Source organism: Spirosoma agri, from assembly GCF_010747415.1.
Lineage (GTDB): Bacteria > Bacteroidota > Bacteroidia > Cytophagales > Spirosomataceae > Spirosoma > Spirosoma agri.
In genome coordinates this window covers 1,197,612-1,212,095 of the sequence record NZ_JAAGNZ010000001.1, presented here as the reverse complement: position 1 = coordinate 1,212,095, position 14,484 = coordinate 1,197,612, and the positions used below count along the sequence as shown (strand labels likewise).

Here is a 14,484-nt window from a genome sequence, read left to right as displayed (position 1 = left end):
CCTGTATAAACGAGTTTGCTGGCAGAGTGGTGTTCGATATGCCATATCTTGTAGAGTGGTCGTTTGGCGTATCGAACACCACTCTGCCAGCAGATTCACATAAACACGCCGGCTGACAAAGCCAGTGCTTTCTGAAGGGCAGCCTGGTTGAGATGAAGGGAAACGCCCTGATTCGTAAGCGTTTCGACGACATCTTCCATCGGAATGTTTCCCGTAAGATCGTCGGCCGCCATTGGACAGCCGCCAAAACCGCGCAGTGCCCCATCGATACGCCGAACGCCTGCCCGATAAGCAGCTAGTACTTTGGCAGGCCCTTCACCCGGTCGGGCGTGTAGGTGAGCCCCAAACTCGACGGTCGGGAAAGTGGCTATAAGTTGCTCAAATAGCGTTTCGATGTGCGCCGGCGTCGATGAACCTACCGTATCGGAAGGCGCAATGATCTGAACGCCCATATCGACCAGCTCTCCCGTAAAATCACTGATCAGATCGGGGCTATACGGATCACCGTAGGGATTTCCGAAACCCATCGAGAGGTAGATAACCAGTTGCTTTTCACCCTCTATGCAAAGCTTTTGAATTTCGTCTACTTCCTCAAACGCCTGCGCAATGGACTTATTCGTATTTCGCTGCTGGAACGTTTCGGATACCGAAAGCGGAAACCCAATGTACTGAATGGCCGAAAAAGCACTGGCCTGTTCAGCTCCTCTGACATTGGCGACGATAGCCAGCAGTTTCGTTCGGGTATCATCCAGCTCCAGTCCAGCCAGTACCTCGGCCGTATCGCGCAGTTGAGGAATAGCCCTGGGCGATACGAAACTGCCGAAATCGAGCGTGTCGAAACCAACCTGCAACAGGGCATTTAGATACCTGATTTTCAGATCCGTCGGCACAAAATGCGTAAGCCCCTGCATCGCATCACGGGGACATTCGATGAGTTTCATGCGCGAGAAACGGGTTGACGTGACAGTACAGCCAGCACCAGCATCACGACTGCGCAGATGGCCAGTCCACCGGCCTCACGCGCCAGTTCGATGTTCAGACTTCGCATGCCCGTTTCACTGAACATGAATCCTTCGAAAACGGGGGGCCACTGGTAAGTAGCCGCAACCACATACATGATTGCCATGGCCACCAGAAACCACCAGCGTGCCAGCCCTACGTAGGCCATGAAACAAGCCATAGCCGCGAATCCATAGATAGGAATCCACACTTCCGGGTCCGGATCGTTATATTGAAAAGCGGCAAACAGAACAAAAAGCAGTCCAAAAACAATTGAAAGCACTTTACGCATGAGGTCGGATAATGATTTGGATACTTCGAGAAAACAGTCACGTACCAGTCAGTTTCCTGACATTAGCTACGAAATCTGCTCACACAACATAATTGACGATCATTCCATTCGCATCTTACGGATAAGTGCTGGCTGAACGAGGTCGATACGCCAGCATACGCTCCTTACCGGCAGTATTCGGCTACGGCGTTAGCGGCATCAGCATAGCCCAGATTCTGAGCCTGTTTCAGACTCAGGCAACCGCCTTCCCGCTCGTTTTGCAGGATCTGGGCGATACCTAATCCGTAGAAGGCCTTCCCAAACTTCGTGTCGGCCTGCACAGCCTGCTGGAAATCAGTCGTTGCTCCTTTAAGGTCCTTTTGCTGAAAACGGAGATTACCCCGATTGTACAAAGCCAGCGCATTCTTCGGATCTAACGAAATAGCCTGTGAAAAATCGGTCATAGCTGGCTGAATCTGTCCCTGGGCCGCAAATAACTGCCCCCGGTTCAGAAAGATTTCAGCACTGATGGTACGACTCGTATCGGGTGCCAGCCGAATCGCATCCGAATAATCTTTCACCGCTCCCGTAAGGTCATTCTGTGCCACTTTGAGCAGTGCCCGGTTGTAGTAAGGCCGATAAAAACCGGGCTCGATTTTAATTGCCTGATCATAATCCAGTGTCGCATTGGCGTATTCTTTCAGTTCAAAATAAGCGACACCGCGTGAGTTGAATGCCTCGGCATTGTCGGCATCAGACTCGACAGCCTGGTTCAAAACCTGTATTGCTTCCCGAAATTTACCCTGTTTTAAATAATCTCGTCCCTGTTCGATCTGTTTGTCTGCCGAACTACAAGCGCTGATAATGAACAGCGTACAAAAAAAACTATAAAAATAACTCTTCATCACTCATCTATTTTGACGTAAAGGTACGGGCGAAATTTGGTCGTTTGACGAACAATTGCTTAACTTTGCATCGGCAAATCGGTGCTACCAGCTCCTGCTGAATCCCCCAGGTCTTGACCGAAGCAAGGGTAGGTGGTCGTAGCGGTGAGACATTGGTTTGCCATTTTTTATTTCCGATCGGTTGCCATACTGGTTTTACGGAAACAATTCATTTGTTTAGCGGATTATGCGGGGTAGCTGTATCAGACCGCTTAATTCCTTGAACCCAACATGGATCTGCTCAATCAACTTACCGCGTCGTTTCAGGACGCGTTTCATTCTGATCCGCTCCTGATCTGTTCCCCTGGCCGTGTTAATCTGATCGGCGAACACACTGACTATAACGAAGGGTTCGTACTGCCGGCTGCCATCGATAAAGCGATTTATCTGGCCGTTGGTCCCCGTACCGACGATGAACTTCACTTCGTAGCCTACGACCTGAACAAAACGTATCAGGGTACATTAAACGATCTTCTACCAACGCATACCTGGGCCGATTATCTGCTGGGCGTAGCCGCTCAGTTCCGATTGGCGGGCCAACCGATCAAAGGGTTCAACTGCGTTTTTGGCGGCACCATTCCAATGGGGGCAGGGCTGTCGTCGTCGGCAGCGCTCGAAAATGGTGTTGGCTTTGCGCTCAATGAGTTATTTGGGCTGGGTCTGGATCGGATAGCGATGCTGAAAATGTCGCAACGGGCCGAAAACGATTTTGTGGGGGCCAAAGTCGGCATCATGGATATGTTCGCCAGCATGATGGGCAAGGCCAATCACGTTATTAAACTGGACTGCCGCTCACTGGAGTATGCCTACGCGCCCCTGCAAATGGACGGCATCAGCATCGTTCTCTGCGACTCGCGGGTTAAGCATTCGTTGGTGACGTCGGAATACAACACGCGCCGGGCCGAATGTGAAGCAGGTGTTCGGTTTCTGAAAACGTTTTACCCTGAAATCCACAGCTTGCGCGATGTGACGATGGTCATGCTCGACACGCATCTGAAACATGCCCAGCCGCTCATCTATCGGCGGTGTGCGTACGTGGTTCAGGAAAACCAGCGTCTGCTCGATGGCGTGGCGGCTTTGGAAGCGAATGACATCCGTGCGTTTGGGCAGCTCATGTACGGTTCGCACGAAGGCTTAAGCCATTGGTATGAAGTGAGTTGTCCTGAACTGGACACGCTGGTTGATATTGCCCGCGACCATCCCGGCGTGCTGGGTGCCCGAATGATGGGAGGAGGCTTTGGCGGCTGTACGATCAATCTGGTCTACGAAAATGCGCTCGATGATTTTACACACCTGATTACTAAACAATATAAAGTCAGAACGGGTAAAGATACGTACCTTCACGTCTGCAAAATTCAAAACGGTACGAACCTAATCAGTAGGTCAGTAAGTTACTAAGTCTGTGTGTCTTTTAGGCATTTGTTGCTTGTTAGCTTTCGGGCTTGCCAACTTACCGACCTAATTAATTTAATTTAACTATGAAGTTTTTCATTGACACGGCCAATCTGGCCGACATTCGCGAGGCTCAGGAGATGGGCGTACTCGACGGCGTTACCACCAACCCATCGCTGATGGCGAAAGAGGGCATTACGGGCAAAGACAACGTAATGCGTCACTACAAGCAGATCTGCGAAATCGTGGAAGGTGATGTCAGCGCGGAAGTTATCTCGATCAAATACGACGAGATGATCAAAGAAGGCGACGAACTAGCTGAACTCGACGAAAATATCGTTGTTAAAGTGCCAATGACTGCTGATGGTATCAAAGCAATCAAATACTTCTCTGAAAAAGGCATTCGCACGAACTGTACCCTTATTTTCTCAGCTGGTCAGGCACTGGTAGCCGCTAAAGCGGGTGCTTCGTTCGTATCGCCATTCGTTGGCCGGTTAGACGATATCTCAACCGACGGTATGGAACTGATCGAACAGATCGTAACCATTTTCTCTAACTACGGTTTCACCACCGAAGTACTGGCCGCTTCGGTACGTCACCCAATTCACGTGATCAAGTGTGCTGAAATTGGCGCTGATGTGATGACCGCTCCGTTAAGCGTTATCAAAATGTTGCTCAACCATCCGCTTACGGATAGTGGTCTGGCTAAATTCCTGGCTGATCACGAGAAAGCCAATTTACCGGTTAAAAAGTAACAAACTAGTGAGCAGTCATCAGTCGTTGTTGTCTAGAAAGACTCATCAGTGACTGATGACTGTTCATTAACAAGTAAATTTATGTTTTCTACCGAACCCGTTCTTAGTCTAGACCACGCGGACATTTATCAGGGCAGTAAGCTGATTTTGGGCGATGTGTCGTTTCAGATAAACAAAGGCGATTTTGCTTATCTGATCGGGCGAACGGGTAGCGGGAAAACTTCATTGCTGAAAACGTTGTACGCCGATCTGTGGCTCCAGAGCGGTAAAGGTTTTGTTGCCGGTTACCCGCTGGAAAAGCTAAAACCCCGCGACGTACCGTTCTTACGTCGTAAAATCGGCATCGTGTTTCAGGATTTCCAACTATTCTCTGATCGCACGGTCGAAGAAAATTTGCGGTTCGTTCTGAAAGCAACGGGCTGGTCGAGTAAGGCGGAGATGAATAATCGTATCGCAGATGTGTTGATGCAGGTTGGTCTGGGAACGGCTCAGAAGAAGATGCCCCACCAGCTTTCGGGGGGCGAACAGCAACGGGTTGTAGTTGCCCGCGCCATGCTAAATGAACCACAGATGCTGATCGCCGATGAGCCGACTGGCAATCTTGATCCAGCCGTGTCGGACCAGATCATGAAAGTCTTTCAAGCCATCAACAATGCTGGCACAGCCGTGCTCATGGCTACCCACAATTACGAATTGCTCAACAAGTATCCGGCCCGCGTGCTGCGCTGTCAGGATGGGCAGGTTATCGAACTGGGGGGCTAATTTTCTTCGTTTCTACAGCTATATAGCCTCTTCTATGGAGGCTTTTCGTATTTAGAGCTAGCTAACTTTTCGACTGGCGCTCCATAAATCCAGCCGACACTCCTCTCATCCCAGTTTTTAGGCGTAGGCTCGAAAGATTACGTAAATTTACTGATCACTTACCTGTTTAGGCATTCGTTTACTTTTTTCACACATAGTATGAACAACTTTGTTTGGGGCGCACTATTGGCTTGCTGTTCTATGGCAACACCGTTGTGGGCAGCCGGTCCAGCCCCGCTGGTCTATGATATTGACCTAACCAACCGGGCCGATGACCAGTTTAAGGTAACGCTCCACGTTGACGGTCTGAAACCCGAAAATGCGGTCTATCAGTTTGCATCGACAGCACCAGGCACCTATCAAGTCATGGATATCGGACGTTTCGTCCGCTCGTTCAAAGCATTCGATAAAAAAGGCAATGAGCTGGCAACGCAGCAGATGTCAACGAATCAGTGGAAAATCCAGCAACCCGCTCAATTACGCCAGATTACCTATCAGATAGCCGAAACCTGGGATACGCCCGTTAAGCAGGACGTTATCTACCGCATGTGTGGCACATCCATCGAGAAAGATCATGCACTCATCAATGGACAAGGCGTGTTTGGCTTTCCACAGGGTATGCAGGCAACTCCGCTGGCGGTGAAGATCAACTACCCGATGGAATGGACAGTCGGTACGGCGCTGGAAAAGAATAAGGATGGCTATTTTCTGGCCGACAGTTACGACCGGATCGTTGATTCGCCGATTTTGCTGGGTCGACTGACCCGCGCCGAAACGACCATTGGCGGAGCCGCCATCGAGATGTACACGTACTCAAAAACCGATCAGGTAACGTCTCAGCAATTACTCAACAGCATGCAGTCGATGCTTCAGGCAGCCGCAAAATTCCTGAAACAACTGCCGGTAAAACGATACACTTTTTTATACCATTTCGAAGACGAGAGTTGGGGGGCCTGGGAGCATTCGTATAGCTCGGAATACATCTTTAAGGAAACACCCTTTTCTCCGCGACTGGCCGAAACGGTTACGTCGATTGCCGCCCACGAATTCTTCCACGTGGTCACTCCATTGAATATCCACAGCGAGCTTATCCAGCAGTTCAATTTCGTTACCCCTACCCCATCCCAACATTTGTGGCTATACGAAGGCGTAACCGAATGGGCTAACGGAGCCATGCGACTACGGGGTGGCCTGACGGATTTATCGGCTTACTGCACCGAACTGAGCCAGAAAGTTAAAATCGATCAGCAGCTCGACACGACCTACAGCTTGCAGAAACTGGCCCTGACCTGTTACACGCCCGAAGGCCAGAAACAGTATGGCAATATTTATAACCGGGGTGCCTTGGTAGCGGGTCTGCTGGACATTCGCCTGTTGGAGTTATCTGGCGGGCAGCGCGGTCTGCGTGAGGTGATCAATGAGCTGACCAAAACCTACGGTCCGAACCGGCCCTTTCCGGAGAAAGAGTTCTTCGACATTTTTGCGCAAAAGACCTACCCCGAAATTGCCGATTTCTTCGATCGGTACGTCAAGAGTGCCGAGCATCTGCCGCTTCAGGAGTATTTCGGTAAGATTGGAATTCTGTACAAACCAGCCGTTGCATCAGGCAAGAAACTGCCATCTCTGGGCATGAGGCTCGTTCAGGCAAACGACACGATTCGCCTGAAACAGGTAACCAGCCCATTAAGCCAGGCAGGTGTTCAGGAAAATGATGAGTTAATCAGTTTTAATCAGCAAGCTATCGATAAGTCGACGATCTCGATCGTTCGGGAGCAGATCCGTGGCCTCAAAGCAGGCGATCCGTATGAAATTACGGTTCGGCGCAATGGCCAGCCTGTACCGATCAAAGCGACTATGCAGGAGATAGACGAAGTAAATCGATACGTGTTTGAGCCTGATCCGCAAGCCAACCCGCAGCAGATTCAACTGCGCGAACGCTGGCAGAAAAATTCGTAGAATCAACAAACCAACATCACGACACACTGCCCCGGCTATTACAATAGCCGGGGCTTTTATTTTTCAGTAATTCCTCACGAGTTGCTTGCGGTATGGCTTCCGGCAATCACACGTGCTACCGCGAATCCGACAAATCCGTTTTTGCCTCAGAAAACCTATCAAATCAGGGAGAATTGTGCCTCATCGACTCAAAACTACCCAAATGGGTAGGAATGGCGGACGTACAGTTACTTACTTTTGGCCTACTTTTTAATAAAATACATCTATGCCAATCTTTACTTTTTTGATTACCTGCCCGATTCGTGTTCGCAGGTTCTTACAAGCACGACTAAGTAGTTATACGGATAGCTCCTATCCGATTCCGAGCTTGCAACGAATGTCGTCGGATTCTATCAGAGTCGGTTTCACGAGCCAGAAGAACGGCCTATCTCTCTGGCTTGTGCTGGGCTGTCTGCTGGTAAATACCGTTACGGCGGTTGCACAGGATGGTTTCTTCGTACCCATCGCGTCTTCGCAGTTGCGGGCGAGTGCGACGGATATTGTCCCCATTGACAAATTTGCGGCTTACCAGCTTAAAACAGATGCGCTACGGGCTCACCTGTCCAAAGCCCCGCAGGAGTTTCAGCCTGCCACGACTACGCTTCGGCTCGATATTCCACTACCTAACGGCACCACCGAGCCCTTTGCTATGACCGAGTCTTCCGTTCTATCTCCCCAACTGGCTGCCCAGTACCGCGACATCAAAACGTACGCGGGGAAAGGACTGAATCATCCGACCTACACCATCCGGCTCAGCCTGACCTCCAGCGGCTTCGACGCAATTGTGCTGGGTGTTGAAACGAGCGCGGTGTATATCACGAAAGTTTCGCGCGAAGTTAGTAACCAGCAATACGTTACGTATTTTGCCAGAGACGTAAAAAAAAATGACCCCGCCAAACCGTTCGGTTCGTTTGGAAAATGCAGCACCGTTACTCCACTGATCGAAGCGTTACCCGAAAAGTCGGGAGCAAAGGCACGATCGGGGGCAGCACTCAATAATACCGGAACGGTGTTGCGTACATTTCGACTCGCGCTGTCGGTGACGAAAGAATTTACGCAAACGAAGGGCGGAGGCACTGTCGATGGTTCGTTCAACGCAGTGGTTGGCTACGTTAACCGCCTGAACGCCGTTTACCGAACCGAACTCAGTGTGGCATTTACCCTGGTAAGCGGGAAGGGTACTGTCTACTCACCCGGCAATGACGGGGGCCTGAATAATGGCGATTTAGGATCAATGCTGGACAAAAACCAGGTTATTCTCGATAACGCCATCGGTAATGCCGGGTATGACATTGGGCACGTAATTGGCAATTCGAGTGGATCGGGCGAGGGGCTGGCCGAGGGTTCATCAGCCTGCGTACCTACCAGCAAGGCTAAAGGAGCCAGCAGCTTTGGTGATGGCTCATTTGCCCCCGTTTTCGACGATCAAACGTTCAACCACGAGGTAGGCCATCAGTTCAGCATGAGTCACACCTTCAACAGCAGCATTCCCGTCTGCACGACCCGCGAAGCCAAAACGTCCGTTGAACCCGGTGCGGGCACCACCATCATGAGTTACGGGTTCACCTGTAGCGACGATAAAAATACCGCTCGAAACGACAATTACGAAGCCCCCTATCAGCCATTTCTCAATTTCCATACCGTTAGCTACCAGCAGGCTGTTAACTATATCAACACATTATCGTGCTTCACCAGCACCCCGCTCAATAATGCGTTACCGATGATCACCAACTTCCCGGCTAACGTGACGATTCCAAAATCGACACCGTTTATGCTGTCGGCCACGGCGAGCGATGCCAATGCGGGTGATCAGCTGACCTATTCCTGGGAAGGGACTGATATCGGTACGGTTGTACCCGATGCCAGCACACTGGCCAATACGGCCTTGCCACCTTTTTTCCGTAGCTATGCGCCATCCTCAACCGGTACGCGGTTGTATCCCCGGCTGGATGCCATCCTGAACGGATCGAACAAAGCAAAGGGGGACAAACTTCCTTCGGTGGGCATCACCACCAACCACACCCTCACGGTACGCGACAATGTTGGGGGCGTAACGTTCCAGAGCATGACCGTGACGGTAGACGGAAATTCGGGACCATTTCTGGAGACTACGAACCTGGCTGGCACTTATCCGGCCAGCTCCCTCCAGACCATCACCTGGAGCGTCGCCAATACAACTGCGCCCCCGGTGAACTGCGCCAGCGTCAACATTCTGCTATCGACCGATGGCGGTCAGACATTTCCGACGACGCTGGTAGCCAATACGCCCAACGATGGCAGCGAAGCCATTCGCTTTCCGGATATCAGAACCAGCCAGGGCCGGATCAAGATCGTTAGCAGCAACAGCATTTTCTTCGACATATCGAACGCCAATTTCACGATCAGCGATCCGATCATGCTGACCGGCGCACCCATCGTTAAAGTAAACAGCACCGACCCTAACTCGTCTGAAGGTAACAGTACCGGTGGTTCGCGCCGGGGAGCAGCACGGGCAGGCTCTGCCGCTGATCCGGGCTTTATCCGGTTTGAGCGTACGGACACGAAAGGTACGCTGGTCGTCAATTATCAGATTGGTGGTACGGCTACCAATGGCGTCGATTTTGCGTCGTTGCCCACATCGGTAACCTTTGCGGATGGGCAGGCTGTTTACACCGAAGAAGTAGACCCGATTGAGGACGATATCATCGAGGGCGACGAAACAATCATCATTACGCTGGTTGATGACGATGCGTATGATCCAGATCCGGATGCTCTGACAACGACCCTAAACATCAAGGACAACGACACCGGCACGTTCACCATTGCAGCCGTAACGCCCGTAAGTTGCCAGACACTATCGGCGGGTTTGCGTCAGGTGAGTTTCTCACCCCAGTATGCAGGTACGAACGGGCAGCCAGTGAGTTTTTCGGTGGTTAATGAACTGGTGCCAACGACGGCGTCCGGGCCTTATACGCTCAATTTGTATACCGATAATCCGGTCATTATCCTGAAAGCGACCCAGGCTGGCACAGCTACCGAAGCCAGCTTCACTTACAATTGGCTGGCGGCCTGTTCGCCCGCTACCCCTGCGTCATTCGCGATCACCGGTGCAACGATGGTGAGCTGTCAGACGGTTTCTCCCGGTTTACGTCAGGTACGTTTCACACCCCAGTACACAGGTACAAACGGGCAGCCGGTAAGCTTTTCGGTGGTTAATGAACTGGTACCGACGACGGCATCCGGACCTTATACGCTCAATTTATATACCGACAATCCGGCTATCGTCCTGAAAGCAACCCAAACCGGCACGGCTGCCGAAGCCAGTTTCATCTATAACTGGCTGGCCGCTTGCGGAACGGGAACCCTATCTAAAGTGAGCGCAGAGCAACCGACAACGCTGTCGATTCGGCTGTTCGGTAATCCGGCTCAAAACGGACAGGTTCGATTCGAGGTGCGCGGTGCCACTGGTCAACCGTTGCAGTTGAGTCTAACCGATATGCGTGGTCAGGCTGTAGGTTCGCATCATGTTGAGCAAGCCCGTTCGCTTGAGCAGCATACATTCGAGGTAGGTCGTCTGCCGATGGGTGCGCTCGTGTTACGTGTCGCTACACCCACGGAGTCAAAGGCCGTAACCGTGCTTAAGGTGGACTAAGTATCCAGTAGGCATCACCTAAAAAGCCCCGACCGTCTTTGGGTAAAGATGGTCGGGGCTTTTTAGGGAACAGTCACTACGTATAACTCAGTGCAAATCGTGTTGGCTCCGCTGCATGAGGAGTCAGCAACCGTTATTGATTTGATACGTCACGGGTGTCACTCACTCCGTGGTATCGGTTCTGCCGTAGATGGTGGATAGTATGTCGATCGACTCACTGGTTTGCCAGGATTCCGGAAAGGCAATGGAAAACCATTTTGTGTAAACAGCCCGTTTGTATTGAGCCAACAGATAGGCAAATGCGTTCCTTTCAAAACCTGCCGAGTAGGCACTTTTATCGTCATAGTCAAAACTGTCATCTAGGTTCATTGCAGGACAGGAATAGGATGAATGATCAATAGGTTTCAGTGCCAACGAGTTATTGGCGTCCCCTCACCGCTCAAATATATAAGTTTGATTCACTGTTTAAACTACCCAATTGGGTAGTTTAAACAGTTGGCTTCTTGACATTGACCAGAAATTCCTTCCGATCCTTGATCTCCAGTAATAGGTAAATATTTTTGATGTGGTATTTGACCGTGTTTTCAGAGATGAACAATTTATCGGCGATCTGTTTGTTCGACATTCCCGTGGCCATGCATTTCAACACGTCCTGCTGACGTTCCGACAGTTTGGCTGACTGCCCGCTTTCGGGTACTTCCTTGCTCAGGGCAACAGACTTATTCATCTGGATGTAGGTTTCCAGTTCCGACTTCATCCGGATGAAGTCGGCCTCCAGTTGCCGCTGCCCGCGACGATACCGGAGCAGCCAGCCCAGCAGGGCCATAGCCAGCACGACTACCCCGATCAGTATGATCGTGAGGTATTTCTCCATGCTCGTCTTCTGACTTAGTTGCTGATCCTTATTTTTCAGCAGGATGGTTTCTTTCTGATCGTGTAGCGACGCAATCTGTTCGTTACTGGCATACACCAGGTTCAGGCTATCCAATTTTTTCTTGGTCTGGAGGATGGCCGCCAGATCATTTCGCCCTTCGTAGATGTGTAACAACTCATCGTATGTGTAGATGTCATATTTAATAATCTTGCACGAGTCAGCATAAAAAGACGATTTCCGCAACGCTTCCGTCATCAGGTCGGAGCGGTTCATGGCGTTGTAGAGCTGCATCTTCTTGACGAAGATCATCGGCAAATCGCAGGGTGACGATGTACGCATCAGGCTAACTGCCAGATCATAGGTAGACTCCGCTTTTTCGTATTGCTTGCTGAGAAACAACAGATAGCCCTGCTGCATGATCAGCTTGGACTTGTTCTCCTGGTTGATGTAGGCAAAGCCGTTCTTTGCCAGCTGGCTCATCAAGCGATCAGCCTTTTTGTATTCATGGGTGTCGAACAGAATAAAGGCTTTCTCAGACTGGATTGCAGTCAGGTACTGTTCCTTTTTTGGCGTTTCGCTGGCAAAGGTTCGGGCAATGTCCAGAAATTTTAGCGCCGACTTATAATCGAATACGCGCTTATACGTATACGACAACAGCGTAGCCGCCTGATACTTATCCTCATTGCTTACGGCATCATCCTGTATCACAGGCAAGAGCAAGGCCTGTGACTCGTTGAATTTCAATTCATTATTCAGCTTGTAAACTTTCGTCTCCAACTGCTGAAATGAGCCCGTCTGCCCGTACAGGTAAGTCGTAAACAAAGAAAGCACGAAAAATAAACGAAAACGTACGGTGTATAGAGTTGTCATAGAATGTCAAGTTGGCTGTTCAGCATTGGTCGTTACCAGTAAGAGCTGTCTTTACGGGTGCGAACTATTTAGTACGAAAAACCAATGCAACAAGGGTTGATCACTTTTCCGTGAATTAATTTTACGCTGGCAACATGTTGTATACTAATACAGCTTAAATTAAAACAAAAATAACGAACAGTTTCCTTACATGTCGTAAATAATAAGAGGGCTCCTACCTGCGATCGTGAACGATAGCCTGGTAGAGAGCCCTCTTACTGTACTAATGGTATGAATCTGAATCGTTGCCCCTATCGCTTGGCCGTCAGGTAAGCAAACGGAATAATCATCTCTTCCAGCGATACGCCCCCGTGCTGGAAGGTATTGCGGTAGTGATTGACGTAATAATTGTAGTTGTTCGGGTAGGCAAAGAAGTAATCTTCCAGCGTGAAGACATACGCCGTCGAAACGTGAGGCTTCGGCAGGAACAACCGTTCCGGCTTACGGCCCACGAACAGGTGATTATCGTCGAAGCCGAGGTTCTTACCCTGCTTATAACGCAAGTTCGTATTGGTCTCGCGATAGCCAACGATTTTGGCTGGCTTCTGCACCCGAATCATACCGTGATCGGTGGTAATGATAAGCCGTCCGTTTTTGGCCGCAATCTTCTGAATAAATTCCAGCAAGGGCGAGTGTAAGAACCACGACCGCGTGATCGACCGGTAAGCCGACTCGTCGGGAGCCAGTTCTTTGATCATGGCCATATCCGTACGAGCGTGCGATAGCATGTCCACAAAGTTGTAGACAACCACGTTCAACTGATTCTGCAGCAGGTTGTTGAAGTTATCGACCAGCGATTTTCCCTGATTAACGTTCAGGATCTTGTGGTACGACATCTTCACGTTCAGGCGGCTCTGCTCGAGTTGCCGACGCAGAAACTCGTCTTCGTGGTTATTAAGCCCTTCGTCTTCGCTATCGTCATTGACCCACAGATCGGGGTGTTTCCGTTCCATCTCGCTCGGCATCATACCGGAGAAAATGGCATTCCGGGCGAACCCCGTCGTTGTTGGGAGAATGGAATAATACGACGATTCTTCTTCGACCGTGAAATATTCGCTCAGCAGTGGTTCGATCACCTTCCACTGGTCATAGCGCAGGTTATCGACCAGAATAAAGAATAAGGGGCCCGAATTGTCATTGCTCGTCTGGTCCAGCAGCGGGAATACCTTCTTGCGCATTAACTGGTGCGACATGACAGGACTCTCTGCTTTCGGTTCGTTCAGCCAGTCTTCGTAATTATCGATCACGAACTTACAGAACGTAGAATTGGCTTCGCTTTTTTGCATGTTCATCACCTCGACCATGCTTTTATCTTGCGACGTATCTAATTCCAGCTCCCAGTATATCAACTTCTTGTAGACATCGGCCCACTCATCGAAATCCATGCGGTCGTTATACTGCATCGATATGTTCCGAAAATCCTGCTGGTAGCCAATGTTAGTCCGTTCAGTGACCAGACGCTTATTGTCCAGAATTTTCTTGACGGACAGCAGGATTTGATTGGGATTCAGTGGCTTAATCAGGTAATCAGCAATCTTGGAACCGATAGCTTCTTCCATGATGTGCTCCTCTTCGCTCTTCGTGATCATGACAACCGGCAGGTTTGGCCGCATCTGTTTGATCTGTGAAAGCGTTTCGAGGCCGGTCATACCGGGCATCATCTCATCTAAAAATACGACGTCGTAATTGGCTTGCTCTACCTCTTCGAGTGCATCAGCTCCGCTGTTGACGGGTGTTACATCGTAGCCTTTGTTTTTCAAAAACAGAATATGTGGCTTGAGCAGATCAATTTCGTCGTCGGCCCACAGTATCGAATAATTTTGCATGTAGTCTGGCTTTTCAATGGTTAACAAATTAAGTACTAAGCGACTGACATTCTTCGGCTTAGTAGCGAAGGATTTGCTGATCAGAAG

The 14,484-nt window shown here is 50.2% G+C and carries 11 protein-coding genes; 5 read left to right on the top strand and 6 right to left on the bottom strand.

Annotated elements, in window-relative coordinates; genetic code table 11:
* Nucleotides 1-95 precede the first annotated feature (95 nt).
* The 3 genes from GK091_RS05020 to GK091_RS05010 all read right to left on the bottom strand — a co-directional run bounded on the left by GK091_RS05020 (nucleotide 96) and on the right by GK091_RS05010 (nucleotide 2,175).
* Complete coding sequence (locus tag GK091_RS05020) at nucleotides 96-941, bottom strand: hydroxymethylglutaryl-CoA lyase (protein ID WP_164035508.1); 846 nt, start codon at nucleotides 939-941, stop codon at nucleotides 96-98.
* Nucleotides 938-1,291 carry a transmembrane 220 family protein gene (locus GK091_RS05015; protein WP_164035507.1) on the bottom strand — a complete coding sequence of 118 codons (354 nt, stop codon included), beginning with the start codon at nucleotides 1,289-1,291 and terminating at the stop codon, nucleotides 938-940. The genes GK091_RS05020 and GK091_RS05015 overlap by 4 nt, the downstream gene beginning before the upstream one ends.
* Before the next feature lie 164 nt (nucleotides 1,292-1,455).
* Nucleotides 1,456-2,175: a tetratricopeptide repeat protein gene (locus GK091_RS05010; RefSeq protein WP_164035506.1), complete on the bottom strand. Its 720-nt coding sequence runs from the start codon at nucleotides 2,173-2,175 to the stop codon at nucleotides 1,456-1,458.
* Nucleotides 2,176-2,445: 270 nt separating this feature from the next.
* Between GK091_RS05010 and galK the strand changes: the two genes are divergently transcribed.
* From galK to GK091_RS04985, 5 genes are all read left to right on the top strand, one after another.
* A complete protein-coding gene (gene galK / locus GK091_RS05005; RefSeq protein ID WP_164035505.1) occupies nucleotides 2,446-3,612 on the top strand; it encodes a galactokinase in 1,167 nt (388 codons plus the stop codon).
* Between the two features lie 80 nt (nucleotides 3,613-3,692).
* Nucleotides 3,693-4,361: a fructose-6-phosphate aldolase gene (fsa, locus tag GK091_RS05000; protein ID WP_164035504.1), complete on the top strand. Its 669-nt coding sequence runs from the start codon at nucleotides 3,693-3,695 to the stop codon at nucleotides 4,359-4,361.
* An 81-nt stretch (nucleotides 4,362-4,442) separates the two neighbouring features.
* Nucleotides 4,443-5,123 carry a cell division ATP-binding protein FtsE gene (locus tag GK091_RS04995; protein WP_164035503.1) on the top strand — a complete coding sequence of 227 codons (681 nt, stop codon included), beginning with the start codon at nucleotides 4,443-4,445 and terminating at the stop codon, nucleotides 5,121-5,123.
* Between the two features lie 198 nt (nucleotides 5,124-5,321).
* Nucleotides 5,322-7,118, top strand: a complete 1,797-nt coding sequence (locus GK091_RS04990) for a M61 family metallopeptidase (protein ID WP_164035502.1) — start codon at nucleotides 5,322-5,324, stop codon at nucleotides 7,116-7,118.
* 376 nt (nucleotides 7,119-7,494) lie between these two features.
* Nucleotides 7,495-10,788, top strand: coding sequence for a reprolysin-like metallopeptidase (locus GK091_RS04985; protein ID WP_164035501.1), 3,294 nt, complete (start codon nucleotides 7,495-7,497; stop codon nucleotides 10,786-10,788).
* Nucleotides 10,789-10,950: 162 nt separating this feature from the next.
* Here GK091_RS04985 and GK091_RS04980 read toward each other — a convergent pair whose 3' ends face one another.
* The 3 genes from GK091_RS04980 to porX form a co-directional block, all read right to left on the bottom strand.
* On the bottom strand, nucleotides 10,951-11,157 hold the full coding sequence (locus GK091_RS04980) for a hypothetical protein (protein WP_164035500.1): 207 nt from the start codon (nucleotides 11,155-11,157) through the stop codon (nucleotides 10,951-10,953).
* A 118-nt stretch (nucleotides 11,158-11,275) separates the two neighbouring features.
* Complete coding sequence (locus GK091_RS04975; protein ID WP_164035499.1) at nucleotides 11,276-12,532, bottom strand: helix-turn-helix transcriptional regulator; 1,257 nt, start codon at nucleotides 12,530-12,532, stop codon at nucleotides 11,276-11,278.
* Nucleotides 12,533-12,822: 290 nt separating this feature from the next.
* A complete protein-coding gene (gene porX / locus GK091_RS04970; RefSeq protein WP_164035498.1) occupies nucleotides 12,823-14,397 on the bottom strand; it encodes a T9SS response regulator signal transducer PorX in 1,575 nt (524 codons plus the stop codon).
* Between the last annotated feature and the right edge of the window lie 87 nt (nucleotides 14,398-14,484).

Excerpts from the sequence above, each read along its gene's own strand:
- GK091_RS04995 (WP_164035503.1), top strand. The coding sequence starts at position 4,443 with ATGTTTTCTACCGAACCCGTTCTTAGTCTAGACCACGCGGACATTTAT.
- GK091_RS05015 (WP_164035507.1), bottom strand. The coding sequence starts at position 1,291 with ATGCGTAAAGTGCTTTCAATTGTTTTTGGACTGCTTTTTGTTCTGTTT.
- GK091_RS04990 (WP_164035502.1), top strand. The coding sequence starts at position 5,322 with ATGAACAACTTTGTTTGGGGCGCACTATTGGCTTGCTGTTCTATGGCA.
- GK091_RS04985 (WP_164035501.1), top strand. The coding sequence starts at position 7,495 with ATGTCGTCGGATTCTATCAGAGTCGGTTTCACGAGCCAGAAGAACGGC.
- galK (WP_164035505.1), top strand. The coding sequence starts at position 2,446 with ATGGATCTGCTCAATCAACTTACCGCGTCGTTTCAGGACGCGTTTCAT.
- porX (WP_164035498.1), bottom strand. The coding sequence starts at position 14,397 with ATGCAAAATTATTCGATACTGTGGGCCGACGACGAAATTGATCTGCTC.
- GK091_RS05020 (WP_164035508.1), bottom strand. The coding sequence starts at position 941 with ATGAAACTCATCGAATGTCCCCGTGATGCGATGCAGGGGCTTACGCAT.
- GK091_RS05010 (WP_164035506.1), bottom strand. The coding sequence starts at position 2,175 with ATGAAGAGTTATTTTTATAGTTTTTTTTGTACGCTGTTCATTATCAGC.
- fsa (WP_164035504.1), top strand. The coding sequence starts at position 3,693 with ATGAAGTTTTTCATTGACACGGCCAATCTGGCCGACATTCGCGAGGCT.
- GK091_RS04980 (WP_164035500.1), bottom strand. The coding sequence starts at position 11,157 with ATGAACCTAGATGACAGTTTTGACTATGACGATAAAAGTGCCTACTCG.
- GK091_RS04975 (WP_164035499.1), bottom strand. The coding sequence starts at position 12,532 with ATGACAACTCTATACACCGTACGTTTTCGTTTATTTTTCGTGCTTTCT.